The sequence below is a fragment of the Citrobacter farmeri genome (genome assembly GCF_019048065.1).
Lineage (GTDB): Bacteria > Pseudomonadota > Gammaproteobacteria > Enterobacterales > Enterobacteriaceae > Citrobacter_A > Citrobacter_A farmeri.
The window spans coordinates 133,333-154,992 of the sequence record NZ_CP077291.1; the positions used below are offsets into that span (position 1 = coordinate 133,333).

General features: G+C 52.2%; 20 protein-coding genes. 9 read left to right on the plus strand and 11 right to left on the minus strand.

Annotated elements, in window-relative coordinates; translation table 11 throughout:
• Positions 1 to 23: 23 nt before the first annotated feature.
• From ompL to yihU, 9 genes are all read right to left on the minus strand, one after another.
• On the minus strand, positions 24 to 716 hold the full coding sequence (gene ompL, locus I6L53_RS00645; RefSeq protein ID WP_042325429.1) for a porin OmpL: 693 nt from the start codon (positions 714 to 716) through the stop codon (positions 24 to 26).
• Between the two features lie 67 nt (positions 717 to 783).
• Entirely contained in the window at positions 784 to 2,202 is a 1,419-nt protein-coding gene (locus tag I6L53_RS00650; protein WP_042325431.1) for an MFS transporter, read from the minus strand.
• A 39-nt stretch (positions 2,203 to 2,241) separates the two neighbouring features.
• Complete coding sequence (locus I6L53_RS00655; protein WP_042325433.1) at positions 2,242 to 3,630, minus strand: MFS transporter; 1,389 nt, start codon at positions 3,628 to 3,630, stop codon at positions 2,242 to 2,244.
• A 46-nt stretch (positions 3,631 to 3,676) separates the two neighbouring features.
• The gene (locus I6L53_RS00660) at positions 3,677 to 5,713 is read right to left on the minus strand and encodes an alpha-glucosidase (protein WP_042325435.1); all 2,037 of its coding nucleotides are present in this window, start codon (positions 5,711 to 5,713) and stop codon (positions 3,677 to 3,679) included.
• A 119-nt stretch (positions 5,714 to 5,832) separates the two neighbouring features.
• Complete coding sequence (locus tag I6L53_RS00665; protein WP_042325436.1) at positions 5,833 to 6,708, minus strand: sulfite exporter TauE/SafE family protein; 876 nt, start codon at positions 6,706 to 6,708, stop codon at positions 5,833 to 5,835.
• 89 nt (positions 6,709 to 6,797) lie between these two features.
• Positions 6,798 to 7,688 (minus strand): aldose-1-epimerase, encoded by an 891-nt coding sequence (locus I6L53_RS00670; protein ID WP_042325439.1) that lies wholly within the window; start codon positions 7,686 to 7,688, stop codon positions 6,798 to 6,800.
• A gap of 86 nt (positions 7,689 to 7,774) precedes the next feature.
• Positions 7,775 to 9,016: a sulfoquinovose isomerase gene (gene yihS / locus I6L53_RS00675; RefSeq protein ID WP_042325441.1), complete on the minus strand. Its 1,242-nt coding sequence runs from the start codon at positions 9,014 to 9,016 to the stop codon at positions 7,775 to 7,777.
• A gap of 20 nt (positions 9,017 to 9,036) precedes the next feature.
• Positions 9,037 to 9,915: a sulfofructosephosphate aldolase gene (yihT, locus tag I6L53_RS00680; protein ID WP_042325443.1), complete on the minus strand. Its 879-nt coding sequence runs from the start codon at positions 9,913 to 9,915 to the stop codon at positions 9,037 to 9,039.
• Between the two features lie 19 nt (positions 9,916 to 9,934).
• On the minus strand, positions 9,935 to 10,825 hold the full coding sequence (yihU, locus tag I6L53_RS00685) for a sulfolactaldehyde 3-reductase (RefSeq protein ID WP_042325445.1): 891 nt from the start codon (positions 10,823 to 10,825) through the stop codon (positions 9,935 to 9,937).
• 166 nt (positions 10,826 to 10,991) lie between these two features.
• Between yihU and I6L53_RS00690 the strand changes: the two genes are divergently transcribed.
• The 7 genes from I6L53_RS00690 (at position 10,992) to fabY (ending at position 18,813) form a co-directional block, all read left to right on the plus strand.
• Positions 10,992 to 11,888: a sugar kinase gene (locus tag I6L53_RS00690; RefSeq protein ID WP_042325446.1), complete on the plus strand. Its 897-nt coding sequence runs from the start codon at positions 10,992 to 10,994 to the stop codon at positions 11,886 to 11,888.
• Positions 11,889 to 11,920: 32 nt separating this feature from the next.
• Complete coding sequence (locus tag I6L53_RS00695) at positions 11,921 to 12,724, plus strand: DeoR/GlpR family DNA-binding transcription regulator (RefSeq protein WP_042325448.1); 804 nt, start codon at positions 11,921 to 11,923, stop codon at positions 12,722 to 12,724.
• A 439-nt stretch (positions 12,725 to 13,163) separates the two neighbouring features.
• Positions 13,164 to 15,785: an autotransporter outer membrane beta-barrel domain-containing protein gene (locus I6L53_RS00700; protein WP_084196677.1), complete on the plus strand. Its 2,622-nt coding sequence runs from the start codon at positions 13,164 to 13,166 to the stop codon at positions 15,783 to 15,785.
• Positions 15,786 to 15,927: 142 nt separating this feature from the next.
• Positions 15,928 to 16,527: a glucose-1-phosphatase gene (yihX, locus tag I6L53_RS00705; RefSeq protein WP_042325450.1), complete on the plus strand. Its 600-nt coding sequence runs from the start codon at positions 15,928 to 15,930 to the stop codon at positions 16,525 to 16,527.
• A complete protein-coding gene (locus I6L53_RS00710; protein ID WP_042325452.1) occupies positions 16,521 to 17,393 on the plus strand; it encodes a virulence factor BrkB family protein in 873 nt (290 codons plus the stop codon). The genes yihX and I6L53_RS00710 overlap by 7 nt, the downstream gene beginning before the upstream one ends.
• Positions 17,390 to 17,827: a D-aminoacyl-tRNA deacylase gene (gene dtd, locus I6L53_RS00715; protein ID WP_042325454.1), complete on the plus strand. Its 438-nt coding sequence runs from the start codon at positions 17,390 to 17,392 to the stop codon at positions 17,825 to 17,827. Before I6L53_RS00710 ends, dtd begins: the two co-directional genes overlap by 4 nt.
• A gap of 44 nt (positions 17,828 to 17,871) precedes the next feature.
• Positions 17,872 to 18,813 carry a fatty acid biosynthesis protein FabY gene (gene fabY / locus I6L53_RS00720; protein WP_042325456.1) on the plus strand — a complete coding sequence of 314 codons (942 nt, stop codon included), beginning with the start codon at positions 17,872 to 17,874 and terminating at the stop codon, positions 18,811 to 18,813.
• A gap of 16 nt (positions 18,814 to 18,829) precedes the next feature.
• Here the strand turns inward: fabY and I6L53_RS00725 are convergent, their stop codons facing one another.
• On the minus strand, positions 18,830 to 19,762 hold the full coding sequence (locus I6L53_RS00725; protein WP_042325458.1) for an alpha/beta hydrolase: 933 nt from the start codon (positions 19,760 to 19,762) through the stop codon (positions 18,830 to 18,832).
• 210 nt (positions 19,763 to 19,972) lie between these two features.
• Here I6L53_RS00725 and I6L53_RS00730 point away from each other — a divergent pair, with 210 nt between their 5' ends.
• Both I6L53_RS00730 and I6L53_RS00735 read left to right on the plus strand, forming a co-directional pair.
• On the plus strand, positions 19,973 to 20,212 hold the full coding sequence (locus tag I6L53_RS00730; protein ID WP_225935005.1) for a ribbon-helix-helix domain-containing protein: 240 nt from the start codon (positions 19,973 to 19,975) through the stop codon (positions 20,210 to 20,212).
• Positions 20,212 to 20,598 (plus strand): type II toxin-antitoxin system VapC family toxin, encoded by a 387-nt coding sequence (locus tag I6L53_RS00735; RefSeq protein ID WP_042325461.1) that lies wholly within the window; start codon positions 20,212 to 20,214, stop codon positions 20,596 to 20,598. Before I6L53_RS00730 ends, I6L53_RS00735 begins: the two co-directional genes overlap by 1 nt.
• 30 nt (positions 20,599 to 20,628) lie before the next feature.
• On the opposite strand, the gene fdhE is transcribed toward I6L53_RS00735, so the two are convergent.
• Positions 20,629 to 21,558 carry a formate dehydrogenase accessory protein FdhE gene (gene fdhE, locus I6L53_RS00740; RefSeq protein WP_042325463.1) on the minus strand — a complete coding sequence of 310 codons (930 nt, stop codon included), beginning with the start codon at positions 21,556 to 21,558 and terminating at the stop codon, positions 20,629 to 20,631.
• Positions 21,559 to 21,660: the final 102 nt, after the last annotated feature.

Consider the following 21,660-nt stretch of genomic DNA (forward strand, 5'->3'; position numbering starts at 1 on the left):
GGCTTTTTTTTACTTCAATGTAATCAGAAGAAATATTTCACCCCAACGCGAATCTGGTTTTGTTCGCGGTGATAGGGTTCCACGTTACGGTCCAGCCAGCGCAGTTCGAAGTAGGGTAACCAGTTCTGGTTGATCCGATAACGGAAGGTATTGGTAATTTCCCAGTGATGATCCTTGCCATTGCTGCTATTAAAATCATTCACCCGCATAAAATAGTGGGGTTCAAAGGTATACGAGAACTTATCGGTAATAATAAAGTTCCAATAGTTGCCGATCTCATAGGTATCGTTATTATCCCGCTCCCCGTTTAAATCAACCGAGCTGTAATTATTATGGTTGTAGCGGTTACGCACGGTCAGGTTAAACCACGGAGTAAACTTGTAATTGACGTCCAGATAGACCGCGCCGCTGGAACCTATGCTCTTGTCGGTAATCAACCCGCCGGGTTGGATCGTTAATTTATCCGTGGGTTTGAATAACGGGTACCACCCCTCGATCTCGTTATAGCCGTGCTTTAACTCGTCTTCGCGCTGGAGCGTATAAGTGTTAGTGAGCATAAGGCCAGCCCCCATATCGAAGTTATAGCCGACGCGTAACATGATCTCTTGCTGGTCAGAGGCCAGATTATAGGCTTCCCGGTTTTCGACATAAGCACCGGCAAAAACAGAGGTTGATATCACTGAAGATAACAGAATGATTGAGTTTAACGTTTTCATCATAAATCCATTTTTTAAGCGTAGGGAAGCCGCCATCCATCAGGACGGATATAGCGGCAAGATTTATTTATAGATTTACAGTAGCGATGTTTTTATTGTTATTAGTTACACCAGGGATATTGTTATTCTTTTTTCGTTGATTAATTTCCTCGATAATAAAGGCGAAACGCGCTTCATTGAGTTTATAAAAGAAACCCATGGTCAATGCGGCAATCATCGCCAGACCACAGGGCCAGAGAAATATTAACTGGCGTAATCCCAGTAAGGTGGCATCGCTTTGTGCGATATTTGGCACATAGCCAATCTGGGTCAACATAATTCCGGGCAGGAATCCCGCCAGCGCAGCGGAAATTTTTCGCGAAAAGGTATATCCCGTGTAGACGGAACCTTCCGCACGAATCCCCGTTTTCCATTCGCCGTAGTCCACGGTATCCGGCACCAGTGCCCAGTTCAGGCTGTTGACAAAAGCGGTGCCGAAGAAGGCAATACAGGAGAAGATGATAAAGGTGAAGGAACTGTCACCCCAGAAATAATTCAAGATATCGCCAAGCGCCCATAACATCATGCCTGCTAAGTACACCTGCTTTTTACCGAAGCATTTAACCGTCCAGGGGACAAGAATGACGCCAATCAACACACATCCCATGCTGAAGAATCCCATCCATGACAATAGATGCGGATCGTTCAGAACATATTGTGTGTAATAAACCTGAATGGCTAATTTGATATTAAATGCGGCCAGCGTGCATAAGTTCGCGATACAGAGCACGAGCAGTGGCGGATTATGAAAAATGGCGAAGAATGATTTAAAGATACCCATCTTATGTTCTGTTGAAACCGTTTCCCGGTAATGTTCCTTAACGCCTTTAAAGCACAGCATCATGAACCCGAATCCGCAGGCAGAAAAAATGAAGGCGGCACAAACATAACCGAAGGCTGAAGAGGAAAAGAGCGCTTGCAGAGGAATAAATGCCACCGTGCAAACTAATAAACCTATGGTCGCGCCTCCCTGCCGAAAAGCAGCGAGTTGCGCTCGCTCGTTTGAGTTTTTAGTCATCGCCGGGATCATCGCGCCATAGGAGCAGTTCATCAGACTATAGAACAGGCCAAATAACATAAACAAACCCGTCGCGAGTGCTGTTTTGATTGGCAGACTAAATGTCGTGGTAATAAATTGTACCGTCGCAATGATCGCTGAAGGGATTGCCGCATACAGGATAAAGGGGCGGAATTTTCCCATTGGTCCAATATTTCTGCGTGAATCAAGCAGGAATCCGGTGAGCATGTCGGTGAATGCGGTGAAGAATTTTGCCACCAGAAAGATAATTCCACCGTACCAGGCGGGCATTCCCAATTCATCAGTATAAAATTTCAGCAGATATAATGTGCCGACGCTCAGCATGAGATTGGAGCCAATATCACCCACGCCGTAGGCCAGTTTTTCTCGCAAACTCAGTTTCAGGGTTAGTGGATCATGGTCAGACATAATCAATCCTCGTGAAGTCTCGCAAGTTGCCATTCATTTTCACTCTGCAATGGCGCGTTTACGGGCTTCAATCTCTTCAACGATACGGATGTACATCTTTTCGTTAAGATTGTAGAAACAACCCATTGCAATGATGGTCACGACTGCCAGCGCACAGGGATAAATAAAGATCAGCTGTCGCAGGCCCTCGACCGTTCCTGCCGATTGCACCACGTTAGGTACATAGCCGATTTGGGTCAGCATCCATCCCGGGAAGAAACCCGCCAGCGCTTGCGAGACTTTACGGAAGAAGGTGAAGCCGGTGTAGACCGTCCCTTCAGAACGTACGCCGGTACGCCATTCGCCGTATTCCACCGTATCGGAGACCAGCGCCCAGTTCAGGCTGTTTACAAACGCAGAGCCGAAGAACGCCAGGCAGGAGAAGGCGACAAAGCTGACCGACCCTCCGCCGAAGAAGTAGTTGAGCAGATCCCCTGCGACCCAGATCAGCAGGCCGCCGATATAGACCTTTTTCTTGCCAAAGCGGCGGACCATCCCCGGCATTAAAAAGACGCCGATGAAAATACATCCCATGCTGAAAAACCCCATCCATGACAGCAAAATCGGATCGTTCAGCACGTACTGGGTGTAATAGACCTGGATCGCCAGCTTGACGTTGAACGCGCCGAGCGTACAGAGGTTGGCAATACACAGAATGAACAGCGGGCGGTTACCGGCGATGGCGCGAAATGATTGCAATAGTCCGGGTTTCTGTGCCGCGTCGGCGGGTTTGACGTCGACATAGCGCTCTTTTACCCCGGCGTAGCACCACCACATGAAAAACAGCCCGAACAGAGAGAACAGCGTCGCGGCGAAGATATAACCCAGCTGCGAGTTGCCTTCGATCAGGTTCATCACTGGCACAAAACCGACGGTGCATAGCAACAGGCCAAGCGTCGCGCCACCCTGTCGCCAGGCGGCAAGCGAGGCGCGTTCGTCCGGGTTTTTGGTAATGGCAGGGACCATTGCACCGTAGGAGCAGTTCATCATGCTGAAGAACAGCCCGTAGAGCATGAACAGAACGGTCGCCATGACCGTTTTACCGGTGATTTCAAACGGTGTACCGACAAAGTTAGCGATAGCCAGCAGGGTCACCGGAAACGCAGCGTACATCACGAAAGGGCGGAATTTACCTTTTGGACCAATTTTACGCCGTGAATCGAGCATAATACCGGTTCCCATATCGGTAAACGCGGTAAAAAACTTGGCGATAAGGAAAATGATGCCACCATATGTGCCCGGCAAACCGAGGACATCGGTATAAAACTTAAGTAAATAGAGAGTACCGATATCCAGAAGGATATTGGAGCCTAAATCACCTATCCCGTAGGCGAGTTTTTCCTTAAAAGGCAAGCGTAGGGTTGCCGGATTGGTTATGTTTTGACTCATGATCATCCCTCATTTGCCCGTGAGTCTTCCTCACGGGCAAGCCTTATTAGATGTGGCGTAAAGAAGCAAACAGCGACGCCCACTCACTTTTCGCGCGATAAAAGACCGGAGGCTTACCCAGCGGCGCGTCCACGGTTACCTCGCCTCCCCGGTGGGTTTCACCCGTCCAGAGGTTCACCCAGTTGTCCTCCGGCAGATATAGCGTCCAGTCGTTGCGACCCTGCTCATGTACCGGAGCGACCAGCAGATCCTGTCCCAGCAGGTACTGGTATTTCAGGGTGTAGGTGTGCGCATCGTCTTCGTAATGCAGGAACAGCGGACGCATAACTGGCAGGCCGGTTGCGGCGTTTTGCGCGACGGCTTGTTTGAGATACGGCTTCAGGGTGGTGAAGATGGTCGTCATTCTGGCGAAATGGGCGAGGGTTTCGTCATCGCCGTCAAACTGCCAGTTATCACCGGGACGGTTACCTTCATGGGTACGCATCATCGGCGTGAAGGCGCTGAAATCACACCAGCGCAGCAATAGCTCTTTGCTGCGTTTCATCTCAAACAGCGTGGTGTAACCCCCGATGTCGCTGTGGTGCAGGCCGTGGCCGGTCATGGCCAGCGAGAGCGCAGCGGGGACGACGGAAGCAAGACCATCATCCAGACTCCAGTCCACGTTCTGATCGCCAGCCCACATCATGGTGGAGTACTTCTGACTGCCGGTATAACCCGCACGCATGAAGAACAGGATTTCGCCAAGCTTGCCGGTTTCCTCGAGCGCCTCGTAGTTACATTTTGCCCACAGTGCAGGCCAGGCGTTATGCATGATCTCAGCGCTGACGCCGTTATGCAGAACCGTGTCGGTCGGCAGGTACTCGCCAAAGTCCGCCATCCAGCCGCCGCAGCCGAGTTCGATCATGTTTTTCTTGATGACGTCTTTGAACCAGTCATAGGCCGCCGGGTTGGTTAAATCGACCACACCGCCGTAAAACTCACCAAATTCAACGAGGTAATCCTCACCTGCCGCATTCTTTGCCAGATAGCCGTGCTTTGCCGCTTCAGCGCACAGCTCTTTATCGCTGGCGACATACGGATTGATATACGAAAGGAATTGCACGCCTTCGGCATTCCACTGTTTGATACGGCTGTCCAGTTGTGGGTAGTTGTCGCTGTTCCACTTCCAGTTCCACATCACGCGCTTGCCAAATGAGGTCATGCGGATCCCGGACCAGTCCTGCGCCCAGATGCCGTTTACCTTCACGCCCGCACGACGCATCGTATCCAGCTTCTTCTGGCAGACCTCAGTGCCGCCCTGAATGCCCAGCGTGACGCCATCATAAATCCAGTCCGGCAGTTCTGGCTGGCGACCCAGCAGCGCGGTCAGTTTTTCCAGCAGCGCGATATAGCTGTCGGCGCATTCAAAACGCAGGGTGGTTTTATCCTCCCACAACGCCAGTTCGTGATAATCCGGCGCGCTGAAGTCAAAATTCATGTAGCAGCTATTATCAACGTGGCAGTAGTACTTCTGCGTACTGACAAACGTGGGCTGTGGGAAGAAGGTCCAGTAGTAGTCGCCGCCAGCATTCTCTTTGCAGTCGGCCTGCCAGGTGACATAGCTGGTTTTGTTACGGCCCACCCCTTGCTCACTGGTCCACAGTGGGAACGGTTTGCCGCGCAAATCGAAATAAGAAAACTGTTCGCCGCAGCCGTAGATATGGTCGTCCGGGTTAGCCGCCAGCCGTAGCCAGATGCGGTTATGGTTGCGATCGTCATTGTGCAGATCCAACTGCAGACGACCTGCCTCATCGACAGAAATAAGCAGCGTCGCATTGACGGTATCACCACGGCTAAAGCGTATCCGCCAGCCGTCGGCTGATTCGCTGACCGTGGCATCGGTCAGCGCAATTTTCTCGTTAAGCTTATCTTTAATACTGAAGTTACCGCGAAACATGTCGATATCAGCGACGCCAGCACCGACCCACAAACAGGGGGTTTCTGCGCTGTGGCGTAAGATCACACGCTGCCGATAACGTAATGCAAAACCATCAATAATTTTTTCGACCTGGACAAAGGATAAATGTAGGGTTTGCGTACTCATATAAAACACTCCATGAATTTGGGAACGCGAGCACAGTAATGGATTATGGTTTGCTATTTTTCATTCTCTTTACATCGTTACGCGCGACCGTCAGGTAGCGCGTAAAAAGATAACTCGTATTATTTTTCGGCATCCGCTTTGCGGATCTCCGCTATTTTTTTACCCAGCAATAAATGTAATACCGCCAGCAGGACAAAAGGTGGCAGGAGGGCAGTGAGCGCGGAAATACCCATTGCCCCTTTAATTAGCATGGCACCTGAAGCGATCAACAATAAAAATACCAGAGTACGGAATACTTTTACTGAAATACGTTTATGCACATACTGTCCCACCAGTGAACCGAGGATCATGGTAGGAATACAGAAAATGACCAGTTTAAACGTTGAGATTGTCAATATTCCACTGGTTGCCAGACCGCCAACCACGGCAATATTATTCGCCGTAAAGAACGCATTCAACGTACCCCGAAAAGCAGCCGGGCCTAAATTACGTAACATGCCGTACATCACAACCGGCGGTCCATTTGTGGAGAAGGCGGCCCCCAGCGCACCCGCGACAGCACCCAACGGCGCAGCAATCCAGCGCCGGTCATAAACGGGCAGGCGAGGAATAAACATGCTGTAGAATGAGTAGAGGATCAGAAACCCACCCAGTCCAATTTTCATGATGTGATCGGGCAGGTAAGACAGCGCGTACAGGCCAACCGGGATCCCAAGAAATGAGAAACCGATCAGTACCGCCGCCGAACGCCAGTCGGTCTCTTTACGTGATAGCCAGGTGGCATAAATGGCCGTCGCCGTACCGACAATAACGGAAAGCGGAGTCGCCATTTTAACCGGCAGCATCAGAGTGATGAGCGGCATGGTAGTTAATCCGCCACCAAAACCTGCACATATCCCCACAAAGGTATAAAGAAACATTAATGCAATGACAGTATAGACAACCTGGTTATCTAGCATCACGCCATCGGGAGTAAATAAAGTAAAGAAATCCATCGTCATTCCTTCATTATCAAATAAAGCTTCAAAATGTGACCCCGTTTTTTTAATTCCGGAGCGGTGAGCTTTTTACATTAAATGCGTTATTACCCTGCTGTTTTTCCTCGAATATTAAAAAATAACTGATGTTGTTCTTCTGGTTTGAGTAATATTAAATCTGTTCCAGAGTTAAACGCATTTGGCGGGCAACTCATCGGTTCGACCGCTAATCCCTGACGGTTTAATTTTTCACCACTGTAAACCTGTAACCACGGCTGATCGGAAAATAGACTGACAGACAGTGCCTGTTGTTGATGAATCATCTGCATTTCCCACGGACTACCGTGAGTTCTGAAGGTATGATCGATTTTTTTATCACCGACGGTACGCAGGATGGAATAGTCCAAATCCATTTCTTCAACGGGATATAACGTCGTGGGGTTCGCCTGGGTATCGACGGCAAAAACCTGCTTCGCCGGAAGGTGCAGCATACAGTCATCAACAGGCGCTAAGTTGCAGGTTAAATAGGGGTGGATCCCGACGCCGTAGGGTGCAGGTTGTTTACCCCTGTTTTTACTGACGATGGTGACCGAAAGCCCCGTCTCAGCATCCAGTGAGTAGATAACCTGAGACATCAACGTGAAGGGGTAACCATAGCTGGGCGGTAAAAACAGCGTCAGAGTGGCCCTTGTCGCCGTCAACGCCTCAATCTGCCAATCGCGCCAGGCGAGCAGGCCGTGAATGGCGGCCTGAGAACTGTGCTCATTGATCGGTAACTGGTAGTCCTGCCCCTCATACTGATAGCAACCGTTGGCAATACGATTAGGCCAGGGGATTAACACCTTGCCCAGATGAGCCAGCGGCATCTCTTCTGGGTTATGCGGTATGACCAGATGTTTGCCCTGCCAGGTCAGTTCGGCAAGACCTGCACCGACAGAAACAATCTGCGCCCGGTAATCACCCGCAGCGAGTAAAATCGTATTCCCACTACTTTGCATATATATCACCTGTCTATGAGAACCCCTTCGTGAACAACGGCACAGGCAACGTTCGCATGTTGCTATGCCGTATTTCTCAGGTGGATTTATTTCGCATTAATATCCAACAGGCCCGCCGCAACGGCAGGTGCCAGGCCTGGCGCTAACGGGATGCGCGGAATGACCAGACAGTGCAACAGGTGATAAATATCCTGCTTACCATCCCACACCCGTGTGGTGACCTTGTTGTCCGCATCCAGTTCCTGCCACCAGGAGCCATTGTCGTAATCCATCAGGTATTTAATGCAGTAGTCCCACCATGTCTGATACCAGGTTTCGTACTGGCGATCGCCCGTTACCGTATACAGCGCATAGGCAGTGCCCATCGCTTCCACAATGGGCCAGCGCACACGTTCACGAACAATGGGTTTGCCATCCCAGCCAACGGTGTACACGATGCCGTCAGCTCCATCGGGTGCCCAGGCATCGCGAATGGTGGCGTGGAAGAGACCTTTCGCGTCTTCCAGCAACCAGGCAGGAGGCTGTTCGCATCGTGCTTCTAGCGCGGCGTGGATATGCAGCATCAGGCGGCCCCATTCAATCCAGTGGCCTGGGGTGCCGCCATAGGCACGGAAACGGTGGGCAGGGTTGTCTTTGTTGTAATCGCGGACCGGGTTCCAGTTCACGTCGAAATGCTCATTGACGCGGTATTCCCCTTTGCGGGCGACATCGTGAATGATGACCGAGGCAATGCGGATAGCGCGATCCAACCATTTTTTGTCATGGGTGACGTCGTAAACAATCAGGAAGGCTTCGACGGCGTGCATATTGGCATTACCGCCGCGATAGTCTTCGGTTTTGCTGAACGCTTCATCCCAGGATTCCAGACACATTTGCTCTTCTTCGCTCCAGAAGTATTTCTCAATAACTTCAATGGCGTAATCGAGCAGTTTCCTGGCCTCAGGGTGTCCGGTGGTGACCGCGCTGGCAGCGCCCAGTAGCGCAAAAAAGTGTTGGTATCCCTGCTTGGACGCATCCACAACGCCTTCGTCATTCACACAGGCGTACCAGCCACCGTATTTTTTGTCCCGCAGCGCGCCGTTCATGGCGTTGATGCCGTGATCGACCAGGGCGTAGGCGCCCGGTCTGCCCATCGCGGCGGCAACGGAATAGACGTGCAGCATGCGTGCGGTGATCCACAGATGCGTGCCCATCTCTTCTTTGATTTGTCCCTTGTTACCCAGCCAGCCGAATCCGGTGGGTACCGCCGCATTCTTACCAAAATTGAAGATGCGGTCAGTTTCTTGTTCCAGCCAGCGGTTGTGGCTCATGGTGTTAAACCATTTCATGCTTTGCTCCTCGTATCGTATTAACGGCGGCGGGCCATCATTTCATCGACAATTTCACCTAAGCGTTGCAATTTAGGTGCAGAAACATCTCGCAGCATCAGCTCGCTGTCCGGCAAACCAATCACCGACGACCACACCGCACGACCGGCCAGGAAGCCGGAAGCGCCTGCGCTCATCGCGACGCTGACCGCACGTGGAAACAGCTTTTCGTCAACGCCGGAAGAGAGAATGACCCACGGCATGTTGATGTGTTCGTTCAGGTGCTGAGAGGCGCTGAGCAGGGCTTGCTGTGTGCCTTTACCGTGCAGCGGCATTTCAACCTTGTAGAGATCGGCACCGCTGTCGCCCAATTCTTTAGCGGCATCGATAATCGCCTGTTCGCGATCGAAGTTATCTCCGCGACGGGGCGGACGGACTACCGGTTCGATGATGCTCAACAGGCCATTGGCATGGCACAACGCATTAAACTCTTTCACCATTTCAAGACGTTGCTGCGCGTCTTCATCACTGCGCCAGAGCACCAGCAGCTTTAAGGCTTTCGCACCATCCTGCTTGACGGCCTGCGGATTGATGCTTTTATCAATCACCACGCTGTCGACGGGAATGCCGTTGCCCGGGATGAAGGCGTCGGCGGCGACAATCATGCCGCAGCTTTTGGCGACGGCTTTTTGCTCCACTGCCTGGCGGTAACAGAACTGTTGGTCCAGCAGGATCGCGGAGGCATACGGCGAGAGAATTTTTGCAGCATTGACTTTGAAATCCGTGAGATGTTGATCGGTGACCGGCGTTGGCGCGCCTGCTGCGGCAAACATCAGGCGCATCGCTTCACGCTGGTCAACGGCCAGCATGGCGAAACCGCCGGAAGGTCGGGTGATATCTTTCAGGGTGTACGTGGTCATTCTTCAGTCCTTTTACCTGTCAATGGTGGTTTTTCAGTCCGGCAGTCGTGCGAACCTGTTCGAGAATGGCGGTCCAGTCTTCCCGCCCACGGCCAGCGGCTCGCGCCTGGTTATAAACTTCCCTGGACGCCGCGCCGAGCGGCACAGGAACGTGCAGTTGATTGGCGACATCCAGCGCGATACCAAGATCTTTATGGGCCAGGTCGATCATGAAGGCCGGGGAAAGATCGCCCTTCAGCACTTTGTTCGGCCACGAGGTGGTGAAGTGGCCTTTTCCGGCAGGCGTCCCGCTCATGACCTGTAGCGCTACATCGAAGGAGAGGCCCAGCGCTTCACACAGCACGGCGGCTTCGGCTGACAGGGCATTTAGCGCGATGCTCATGTAGTTGTTAATCAACTTCACGCGGATCCCCATTCCCGGACCGCCGGCGTTAATCAACTCATTCCCCATCGCCATCAGCACCGGCGTGGCGCGCTCGACCTGGTCCGGCGTGCCGCCTGCCAGCAATAGCAATGTGCCAGCAACGGCGTGATCGGAGGTCCGTCCGACCGGTACATCCATCATGGCGAAGCCTTTGGCATGCAGTTCGGCAATCAATTTGTCGGTCTGCAAGGGATGGATGGTTGACATATCGATCACCAGCGCCTGTGGGGAAAGGCTTTCGCAAACACCCTCTTCACCCAACAACACGCGGCGTACCAGATCGCCGTTGGGCAGCATCGTGATGACAAACTCAGCGCCTTCTGCAGCCTGTGCCGGAGAGCGAGCCGGTTGCGCCCCTTTTTCGACCAGGCGCTGTACGGCATCGGCGTTAACGTCAAAAACGCTGAGTTGGTGACCCTGCTTGAGTAAATTGCTCGCCATTGGGGCGCCCATCTGCCCTAATCCGATAAATGCGATTACTGCCATATCGTTCTCCTGAGATGCTGATGTCATTTTTTGTCATTTATGAATGATGTTTCTTGTCTGTTTTTGATCGTATTTGTAATTTATGGTCAAAAAATTGACAGCCGTCACTTTTTAAACATTTAGTGAAATTAAAATACCCTCATCCCAACATGCTTAAGGAACGACCATGATTCGTATCGCTTGTATAGGTATTACCGTGCTGGATCGCATCTATTACGTAGAAACGTTACCGACAGAAGGGGGTAAATATGTGGCGCATCGCTATACCGAGGTTGGCGGGGGGCCTGCTGCGACTGCCGCAGTGGCGGCGGCGAAGTTAGGTGCGCAGGTAGACTTTATTGGCCGCGTGGGCGATGACGACACCGGAAACCGTCTGCTGTCGGAGCTGGAATCCCTGGGGGTTAATACCCGCTACACCCGGCGCTATGCCGGCGCGAAGTCGTCACAGTCGGCCATTACGGTCGACGCTCACGGGGAACGAATTATCGTCAATTTTCCGAGCCCCGATCTGCTGGCGGAGGCAGATTGGCTTAACGACATCGACTTTTCTCAGTGGGATGTGGTGCTGGCGGACGTTCGCTGGCATGAAGGGGCAAAGCAGGCGTTTACGCTGGCGCGTCAGGCAGGCGTGAAAACGCTGCTGGATGGCGATGTGACGCCGCAGGACATCAGCGAGCTGGTGGCTTTAAGCGATCATGCTGCGTTTTCGGCACCGGGTTTGGCGCGTCTGACCGGCATCAGTGAGACCGCCAGTGCGTTGAAACAGTCGCAAACGCTCACAAATGGTCATGTCTACGTCACGCAGGGTCGCGAAGGGTGCTACTGGATAGAAAATGGCATGCTGCAACACCAGGCTGGTTTTGCGGTGGATGTCGTGGATACGACCGGGGCAGGCGATGTTTTCCACGGTGCGCTGGCATTTAGCCTTGCGTCTGGAAACGAACTAAAAGAGGCTGTCAGGTTTGCCAGCGGCGTTGCGGCGCTAAAATGCACCCGACCCGGTGGGCGCGCAGGTATCCCTGACTGTGATCAAACCCGATCTTTTCTGTCACTTTTTGTATAAAATGCAGGGCAATGGTTTTTCGAGGAATTTTCATGAGTTTTACCGAACTGACCGGTAACCCACGGCACGATCAGCTGCTGTCGCTCATAGGCGAGCGTGGGTATATGAACATTGATGAACTGGCGGATTTACTGGATGTCTCCACCCAAACGGTGCGTCGCGATATTCGTAAATTAAGCGAACAGGGATTGATCACCCGTCATCACGGTGGGGCAGGCCGCGCGTCCAGCGTCGTTAATACTGCCTTTGAGCAACGTGAAGTCTCGTGGACGCAAGAGAAGAAAGCCATCGCGGAAGCGGTGGCTGACTATATTCCCGATGGTTCAACGGTGTTCATCACCATTGGCACCACCGTGGAGCAGGTGGCACGGGCATTGTTGAACCACAATCATCTGCGCATTATCACCAACAGCTTACGGGTTGCGCATATTCTCTATAACAATCCCCGTTTCGAAGTGATGGTACCCGGTGGAACGCTGCGGCCACATAACAGCGGTATTATCGGCCCTTCTGCGACCGCGTTTGTCGGCGATTTCCGTGCGGACTATCTCGTCACCAGCGTGGGGGCGATTGAAAGCGATGGGGCAATGTTAGAATTTGACGTCAATGAAGCCAGCGTGGTGAAGACCATGATGGCCCATTCAAGGCATATTCTGCTTGCTGCCGACCATACGAAATACCACGCCTCAGCGGCAGTTGAGATTGGCAATATCTCTTCTGTTACCGCATTGTTTACCGATGAACTTCCCGGTCCGGCTCTCCACACGCTTCTCCAGTCTAATCAGGTGGAGATTGTCCAGGTGAGTCCAGACCAGGATGATGTGGTTTCTGCGTAACAAACTCTTTTTAAATAAACCGCCGTTTCAGGCGGTTCTTATCACAAAAAATAGAAATAGCTAAACATCCTGGCATTATGTGTAAAATTCCTAAAGCCTGCGAAATTTATCAAAACGAGCCTTTAATGCTTTTTGATTTATAAAGCTTTTTTGCCTTTGATACCTGTTCAATTATTCTTTGTAAAAAATATCCAGGAATAGTGCGAATAAGTTGATGACCCTCTGTTAATTTGCCTTTTTCGTCAGTTGAAGCCCCCGTTGACATAATATTTGAATAACTGTATTAATCGCGCAAAGGAAAATAATATTAATTTTAAGGTAAGTGAATCTTTAAGGTTTTAAAGATGAACGGACCCGTTTCGCCTTTTAATTAAATTATTTTTTGCCGCGTCTTTTATGCTCTTATCCGAAAAAAGAGTGGTACGGAAAAGGTATTCCTATGAAAACACAAAAAATGAAATGCAAGCCACCCTCACCAGGGAAATTGGCACTCTGTATCGCCAGTGCGTTAGCGCTTGGCGGTGTCAGCGGGCAAGTCGCTGCGGCATGCAGTTACACCACCACAGCACAGCTCTTTTGCGATAACACCACGATCTATCACTACGGCAATCCACTTGGTGGCGATGGCCGGGATTACACTGGATTTGATGAAGTGCGTATCGATACGACTTCAGAAGGGACTACCGCCGGGCTAACAGGCTGGGGCGTCTATATTGATAATATTGGTTATAAGTTCAAAAACCTGGTTATCAATACAACAGGCACTGCAGCAGATGGCATCCATTCTAAAAACGCAGGTGGTAAGCTGGTTGCCGATAATATTTACATCACAGCAACAGGGAGTAGCGCTGATGGTATAAACATCGGTCGTGAACTCCAGGCGGATTATTCAATCGTTGAAGTCAATGGTGATGTGACTGTTGATGCTGAAAATGGAATGGGGTTACGTGCTAACGCATCGGCGAATAAAGACAATGCCCAGTCATCCATAATCATTCATGGGAATACGGATATTGTTACTCGCGGTCCCGGAGCTGCGAATACAGGTTATGGTATTTATGCAGGTAGAGATCCTGCGCAATACACAGGAACTGCAAGAGGAAATGCGGATATTACGCTCAATGGCACGACGTCAGTCACGACGTCAGGTCGAAGTGCACATGCCGTGTATGTGGGACGTAAAGGAACCATAAACCTGAATAACGTTGATTTAAAAACCTCTGGTGTCACTGCGCACGGCGTTTATGCGTCTTCATCTACTGAGTCCGCAACGGTGAACCTGGGTGGCGACACGAAAATTCAGGTGACTGACAGTGGTGCTTTTGCCATTTACGCGTATGGTTCGCAGGCCATCATTCGTTCATGGGATTACGCTACCGATACGGCTGACTCAGGTGTGTACGACATTGAAGGCAATTTACGTGCTTATTATGGCGGCACCATGGATCTGCATATGGAGGATGGAAGCCGCTTTGTAGGCAAAGCTGATTCTTCACAAGAGAATAGTAACGCGAACTACCACGGCTCGCTGGATTTGAGTATGAAGGGTGCCAGCAGCGAATGGAAGATGACCGGAAACTCCGTCGTTTCTAACCTGACGCTGGATCAAGCCACGCTGCGCTACAGCCCTGACGGCGTGTCTCGTGACGATGCGGGAACGTTCAAAACATTGACTGTGATAGGAAACTACATCGGGACCAACGCGTTGTTAGTGCTGAACACCGTACTGGAAGGTGACGGTTCATTAACTGACATGCTGAAAGTGAATGGCGATACCTCCGGCAACACCAAAGTGGGTATCAACAATATTGGTGGTGTTGGTGAACTGACCGTCGATGGGATTAAAATCGTCGAGGTTGCCGGGAACTCTGACGGTACCTTTACGAAATCAGGGCGTATCGTTGCCGGCGCGTATGACTATGACGTGGTGAAAAAAGCCAGTGACTGGTACCTGACCAGCGAACTGTCACCGGTGGACCCGCCGCCCGTTGATCCACCACCTGTCGATCCAGAACCTGAGCCCGATCCGGATCCCGCGCAGCCAGATCCAGAGGATCCCCCAGGACCGCCAGCGCCGCCATCCACAGAGCATCAGTATCGCCCTGAGTTTGGGAGCTACCTGGCGAACAACTATGCGGCCAATACCCTGTTTATCACCCGTCTGCACGACCGTCTGGGTGAGACGCAGTACACCGACATGCTGACCGGCGAAGAAAAAGTCACCACCATGTGGATGCGTAATGTCGGTGGCCATAATCGCTTCACCGACGGCAGCGGACAGCTGAAAACCACCGCTAACCGTTATGTTCTGCAGTTAGGCGGCGACCTGGCGCAGTGGAGTAGCGACGGCCTTGATCGCTGGCATCTGGGCGCCATGGCGGGTTATGCCAACCAGAAAAGTAAAACCCATAACAGCTACACGGGCTATGCGTCCCGTGGACAGGTAGACGGTTACAGCGTGGGTCTGTACGCCACCTGGTATGCAAACGAAGCGGATAAGACCGGGACGTATCTGGACAGTTGGGTGCTGTATAACTGGTTTGATAACACCGTGCGCGGCGATCATCTGGCCAGCGAAAACTACAAATCCGACGGTATCACGGCGTCTGTTGAAGGGGGTTATAGCTTCCTGGTAGGGGAAAGTGAAAATAAAACCTACTGGATCCAACCGAAAGCGCAGGTTATCTGGATGGACGTGCAGGCCGATTCACACCGCGAACACAACGGGACTCAGGTGAAAGACAAGACTGACGGTAACCTGATGACGCGCCTTGGTGTCCGTGCTTACCTGAAAGGTCATGCGGAGAAAGATGCCGATAAAGGTCGTGATTTCCAACCGTTTATTGAAGCGAACTGGATCCACAACACCAATAACCAGACCGTACAGATGGGCTCCATTAAGGATGAAATCAGCGGGACGCGTAACATTGGTGAGCTGAAAGTGGGCATCGAGGGGCAAATCAATCCTCGTCTGCAAGTGTGGGGTAACGTTGCGCAGCAGGTAGGTGACAACAGCTATAGCGATACTTCCGCGATGCTCGGGGTGAAATACAGCTTCTAAGAAACCGATAAATATCACACCAGAACAAGGCGATGCTGTAAGGGCATCGCCTTTTTTTCCGTCATCTTTCCCTGACGAGCACATAGTCAAAACGCCCCTTTCCCGCTACAGTTATTCATCCACGGCAAGTAAGGAGAGGGACATGCTCTATATCTTTGATTTAGGTAATGTGATTGTCGATATCGACTTCAACCGCGTATTAGGTACCTGGAGCGATCTGAGCCGTGTGCCGCTGGCGTCGTTAAAGCAAAGTTTTACGATGGGTGAGGCCTTTCACCAGCACGAACGGGGAGAAATCACCGACGAAGCGTTTGCCGAGGCCATATGCCATGAGATGGATTTGCCGCTGAGCTACGAACAGTTTTCTCACGGCTGGCAGGCCGTTTTTGTCGCGCTGCGACCTGAGGTTATCGACATCATGCAGAAATTGCGCGAGCAGGGCCATCGTGTGGTTGTCCTGTCAAATACCAACCGGCTGCATACAACGTTTTGGCCAGATGAATATCCGGAGATTCACCGGGCGGCGGACCATATTTATCTGTCGCAGGATCTGGGGATGCGAAAGCCGGAGGTGCGGATTTATCAGCATGTCCTACAGCAAGAGGGTTTTTCAGCGAGCGACACCGTCTTTTTTGACGACAACGTCGATAATATAGAAGGAGCCAACCAGTTGGGGATAACCAGCATTCTGGTAACCGATAAAACCGTCATTCCTGACTATTTCGCGAAGCTGTTATGCTAAAAACGGTACATCAAAAAGCCAGGCATCATACCCGACCGCTTTGGGCCTGGCTGAAACTCCTCTACAAGCGCATTGATGAGGACAACATGACGACGCTGGCAGGGAATCTTGCCTATGTCTCGTTGCTTTCATTAGTGCCGCTGATCGCCGTTGTGTTTGCGCTTTTCGCCGCTTTTCCGATGTTTTCCGATGTCAGTGTCCAACTGCGTCACTTTATCTTTGCTAACTTCATCCCGGCAACCGGCGATGTGATCCAACGTTACATTGAGCAGTTCGTTGCCAACTCCAATAAAATGACGGCGGTAGGGGCTTGCGGGTTAATCGTTACTGCACTGTTGTTGATGTATGCCATTGATAGCGCACTGAATACAATCTGGCGCAGTACGCGCACGCGGCCAAAAGTGTACTCCTTTGCCGTGTACTGGATGATTTTGACGCTGGGACCATTGCTGGCAGGGGCCAGCCTGGCGATCAGTTCGTATCTCCTCTCATTGCGCTGGGCCAGCGATCTCAATACGGTAATCGATAATGTACTGCGCCTTTTTCCGCTGATCCTCTCCTGGCTCTCGTTCTGGCTCCTCTACAGCGTGGTGCCAACCACGCGCGTACCGAATCGTGATGCGATTGTCGGCGCCTTTGTCGCCGCCGTACTGTTCGAAGCAGGAAAGAAAGGTTTCGCGCTTTATATCACCATGTTCCCGTCATATCAGCTTATTTACGGCGTGCTGGCGGTGGTACCCATTTTGTTTGTCTGGGTGTACTGGACGTGGTGTATCGTCTTGCTTGGCGCGGAAATAACTGTCACTCTCGGGGAATACCGCAAACTCAAACAAGCCGCAGAACAAGAAGAAGCAGACCAACCATGATTGCATTAATTCAGCGCGTAACCCGTGCCAGCGTCACCGTGGAGGACGAAGTGACGGGTGAAATTGGCTCAGGACTTTTAGTGTTGTTGGGTGTCGAAAAGGATGACGACGAGCAGAAAGCGAATCGCCTGTGCGAACGCGTGCTCGGCTACCGTATTTTTAGCGATGCCGAAGGCAAGATGAACCTGAACGTGCAGCAGGCGGGCGGGAGCGTGCTGGTGGTTTCACAATTTACGCTGGCGGCGGATACCGAACGCGGTATGCGTCCGGGGTTTTCTAAAGGGGCGACGCCGGACCGGGCGGAAGCCCTGTACGACTATTTCGTCGAACGCTGCCGCCAACAGGAAATGAACACGCAGACCGGACGCTTCGCTGCGGATATGCAGGTTGCGCTGGTGAATGATGGCCCCGTGACGTTCTGGTTACAGGTATGAATCAGCTTCCGGCGTGGCCGCGGGTAACAAGAGAGAGTACAGCTATGTATCACCTTCGAGTACCGCAAACAGAAGAAGAATTAGAGCGTTACTATCAGTTTCGCTGGGAGATGCTGCGTAAGCCGCTGCATCAGCCGAAGGGGTCCGAGCGTGATGCCTGGGACGCGATGGCGCATCACCAGATGGTGGTGGATGAAGAGGGCAATCTGGTGGCCGTCGGGCGTTTGTACATCAATGCCGATAATGAGGCTTCTATTCGTTTCATGGCCGTCGATCCGACCGTGCAGGAGAAGGGGTTGGGTACGCTGATGGCGATGACGCTGGAGTCCGTCGCGCGCCAGGAAGGGGTCAAACGGGTGACCTGTAGCGCACGGGAAGATGCGGTCGAATTCTTCGCCAAACTGGGGTTTGTCAATCAGGGAGAAATCACCACGCCGCAAACCACGCCGGTTCGCCACTTTTTAATGATCAAACCGGTTGCCTCGCTTGATGACATTTTGCATCGCGGCGACTGGTGCGGACAACTACAGCAGGCGTGGTATGAACACATCCCGCTGAGCGAGAAGATGGGTGTGCGCATTCAGCAGTACACCGGGCAGAAATTTATTACCACGATGCCAGAGACGGGCAATCAAAATCCGCACCACACGCTGTTTGCCGGGAGCCTGTTTTCACTGGCCACGCTGACCGGTTGGGGGCTTATCTGGCTGATGTTGCGCGAGCGCCATCTGGGGGGAACGATTATTCTCGCCGATGCCCATATCCGCTATAGCAAACCTATTAGCGGCAGACCTGCTGCGGTTGCCGATCTTGGCTCTTTGAGCGGCGATCTTGACCGCCTGGCGCGAGGGAAAAAGGCGCGTGTTCAACTGCAGGTAGAACTGCTGGGCGACGACACCCCTGGCGCCATTTTCGAAGGTATCTACATTGTCCTGCCCGCCAGGCCGTTTGGCCCCTATGAAGAGGGCGGAAACGAGGAAGAGTAGGGGGTCTACCCCCTCTCTATCTGATACCAGTTTTTGTGTGCTGAATCCCAATCCGCCAGGCAATATCCTGCATTGCGCTACGTGCTGCATGGCTGACGCCAGCTAGCTGGAAAAACCCATGAATCACACCGAGATAGCGTTGGCAGGTACAATCGACGCCTTGTAAGGTAAGTCGGTGATACAAAAGTTCACCTTCGTCGCGCAGCGGATCAAATTCAGCGGTGATGATATGCGTGGGCGGTAAGCCGCTGAGGTCATCTCGCCATAGTGGGCTGGCCTCGGGATGCTGGCGTTCAGTATGAGGCAAATACATCTCATACCCGGTAAGCAGCGTATCGCGGGTAATGATGTAGTCCAGACCGTTGCGGGTATAGCTCTCACATCTGGCGGTCGCGTCGAGCATCGGGTAGATCAGCACCAGTTGTGCGGGCTGCCATTGTTTCGCCGCCTTCAGGCGTAATGCGGTCACCAGCGCCAGGTGACCGCCCGCACTGTCCCCGGCAAGTGTGATGCGCTGGCGTTCTATGCCAAGTTGTTCTGCATATTGCCAGATCAGGTTAGCTCCTTTTTCAGCATCATCATGCGCCGCAGGGAACGTTTGTTCTGGGGCAAGGCGGTACTGTACGGCAATAACCCGACAACCGCTGGTATACGCCAGTTGCCGCAACTGATTATCGTGGGTAGCGAACCCGCCGCTCACGAAACAGCCGCCGTGGTAGTAGACAACGCAGGGCAGAAAGCCCGACGCGTGGCGCGGCGATACAATGCGCAACGTCATCCCCTCCAGCTCAACATCGCTGACCTCTACGCGCGTTTCAGTCTCTCCGGCCAGCACGGTACTGGCGATATAGCCCGCCCTCCGGTCATCAATATTTTGCTGACGAGCTGAAGGTCGTCCCGCCGCGATAAATTCTTCGACCAGTTGTGCGATACCGTTTTCAAGCGCCATTTTCTTAATCCCTTAAATCTGTATGAATATACAGTGTTATACCCTGGTTTTTCGGGAAAGAGAATGGGGGATTTTGGTCAGGGTGAAATTCTGGAAAGCGCCTCGCAAAAGGGAAAGTCACCGCGGAGATCGCTTTTTTCCTGCATGCCGACGGTGTATGTTGTTTGAAAATTATTCGCCACTGATATACTGGAGGTATATGTGAGCACAATGGCTGGAATGGACATGGGCAGAATATTACTCGACTTATCCGATGAGGCGATCAAACGCCTTGACGATCTCAAGCAGCTGCGGAATCTGCCGCGTGCGGAGTTGCTGCGCGAAGCAGTGGAACAGTACCTTGAAAGGCAAGGCCAGGCTGAAACCATGATTTCCAATGCGCTAGGGATCTGGCAAGGCTGTGAGGAAGATGGCGTTGAGTATCAGAAGACGTTGCGCGAGGAATGGTAATGCACAAGAAACCCGTGCTGTTCGATACCAATATCCTGATTGATTTATTTAGCGGTCACCAGGAAGCGCAGCGAGCACTGGAAGCGTTTCCGCCGCAGAATGCTATCAGCCTGATCACCTGGATGGAAGTGATGGTGGGAGCAAAAAAATATCATCAGGAATATCGTACGCGCGTGGCGTTGAGTGCGTTCAATATCATCGGTGTTTCACCGGAAATTGCTGAGCGAAGCGTGAATCTCAGGCAGGAATATAAGATGAAACTTCCGGACGCGATCATTCTGGCTACTGCGCAGATTCATCGGTTTGCGCTTGTGACGCGCAATACCAGAGATTTTGCGGGGATCCCTGGCGTCATCACACCTTATCAGTTGCAGACCGGACGGTAAGCACCGCCCGGCATCATACGTTGAAAGCGTTTACTCCCCTTCACCCGGGAACAGGAACGGGTTGATGGAACTGCGGGCGAAGCCTTCTTGTTCCATGCGCGCGTCCAGTACCAGCGAGGCGAGGTCATCGGCGACAGCTTCCACTTTTGGGTCTTTTTCCTGATAGAGGATCTTCAGGTAAGTTCCGCAGTCACCACAGCTTTCGGCTTTGATCGCCGCCTGCTCATTGTCCAGTGACCAGTAGTGCAGATCGCGACTTTGCTCGCAGTTACTGCATTTAACACGAACCACATGCCACTCAGTTTCGCAGAGGTTGCAGTGCAGATAGCGCAGCCCCTGGGTCGTGCCAATTTGCACCATGCTTGAGACGGGCATTGAGCCGCACACCGGGCAATACTGGCGTTGTTCGCCGTATTCTGCGCGGGCTTTACCTGGGATCAGGCTGGCCATTTGCGCCCAGTACAGCGACAGCGCGGCCCAGATAAACGGAGCCTTATCACTGCTGACAGAGGTGAAATCAGAGGCAAACAGGGCGCTGGCCATCTGCTCCAGTTCCTGTTCGGAGGCTTTTTCCAGATTCTCGATCACCGCCAACGCGGGGCCGCTCATCTCGGGTTTCAGCTCGGCGATCAGTGAGTGCAGCAGTTTCTGCCAGTGCTTATCGCGCGGCAGAACGTGGATATCCAGAGGTGGCTTACCCTGATCGTTGGCTTCTTTGATACGGGCGGTCAGATCCATCTGCAATGGATGGTCATACAGCACCACTTCCTGCGCGTGGGCAATTAGCGCGGCAAAGCGCAGATAATCCCCCAGAGGGTTGTTCTCAGCCAGTTCGCGCAGACGCTCGGCACGGCGGTTGTACAGATTTTTGAGCCGGGGGAATAATAACGGTGGAATCATATCCGTCGCGCGTTTCTCGCTCTTTTCCAGCTCATCTTGCGGGATGATACGAATGCTCATTCAGTCACTTCCTGGTTAGGCAGATTTAGCTATGTGTAATCCGCTCTGTGAATTGGCGGGCATTTCGCGCCCGCTCTGGTGAATGTCATTAATGATAACCGC

Coding starts and splice junctions, on each gene's coding strand:
- ompL (WP_042325429.1), bottom strand. CDS start 716: ATGAAAACGTTAAACTCAATCATTCTGTTATCTTCAGTGATATCAACC.
- I6L53_RS00650 (WP_042325431.1), bottom strand. CDS start 2,202: ATGTCTGACCATGATCCACTAACCCTGAAACTGAGTTTGCGAGAAAAA.
- I6L53_RS00655 (WP_042325433.1), bottom strand. CDS start 3,630: ATGAGTCAAAACATAACCAATCCGGCAACCCTACGCTTGCCTTTTAAG.
- I6L53_RS00660 (WP_042325435.1), bottom strand. CDS start 5,713: ATGAGTACGCAAACCCTACATTTATCCTTTGTCCAGGTCGAAAAAATT.
- I6L53_RS00665 (WP_042325436.1), bottom strand. CDS start 6,708: ATGGATTTCTTTACTTTATTTACTCCCGATGGCGTGATGCTAGATAAC.
- I6L53_RS00670 (WP_042325439.1), bottom strand. CDS start 7,688: ATGCAAAGTAGTGGGAATACGATTTTACTCGCTGCGGGTGATTACCGG.
- yihS (WP_042325441.1), bottom strand. CDS start 9,016: ATGAAATGGTTTAACACCATGAGCCACAACCGCTGGCTGGAACAAGAA.
- yihT (WP_042325443.1), bottom strand. CDS start 9,915: ATGACCACGTACACCCTGAAAGATATCACCCGACCTTCCGGCGGTTTC.
- yihU (WP_042325445.1), bottom strand. CDS start 10,825: ATGGCAGTAATCGCATTTATCGGATTAGGGCAGATGGGCGCCCCAATG.
- I6L53_RS00690 (WP_042325446.1), top strand. CDS start 10,992: ATGATTCGTATCGCTTGTATAGGTATTACCGTGCTGGATCGCATCTAT.
- I6L53_RS00695 (WP_042325448.1), top strand. CDS start 11,921: ATGAGTTTTACCGAACTGACCGGTAACCCACGGCACGATCAGCTGCTG.
- I6L53_RS00700 (WP_084196677.1), top strand. CDS start 13,164: ATGAAAACACAAAAAATGAAATGCAAGCCACCCTCACCAGGGAAATTG.
- yihX (WP_042325450.1), top strand. CDS start 15,928: ATGCTCTATATCTTTGATTTAGGTAATGTGATTGTCGATATCGACTTC.
- I6L53_RS00710 (WP_042325452.1), top strand. CDS start 16,521: ATGCTAAAAACGGTACATCAAAAAGCCAGGCATCATACCCGACCGCTT.
- dtd (WP_042325454.1), top strand. CDS start 17,390: ATGATTGCATTAATTCAGCGCGTAACCCGTGCCAGCGTCACCGTGGAG.
- fabY (WP_042325456.1), top strand. CDS start 17,872: ATGTATCACCTTCGAGTACCGCAAACAGAAGAAGAATTAGAGCGTTAC.
- I6L53_RS00725 (WP_042325458.1), bottom strand. CDS start 19,762: ATGGCGCTTGAAAACGGTATCGCACAACTGGTCGAAGAATTTATCGCG.
- I6L53_RS00730 (WP_225935005.1), top strand. CDS start 19,973: ATGGCTGGAATGGACATGGGCAGAATATTACTCGACTTATCCGATGAG.
- I6L53_RS00735 (WP_042325461.1), top strand. CDS start 20,212: ATGCACAAGAAACCCGTGCTGTTCGATACCAATATCCTGATTGATTTA.
- fdhE (WP_042325463.1), bottom strand. CDS start 21,558: ATGAGCATTCGTATCATCCCGCAAGATGAGCTGGAAAAGAGCGAGAAA.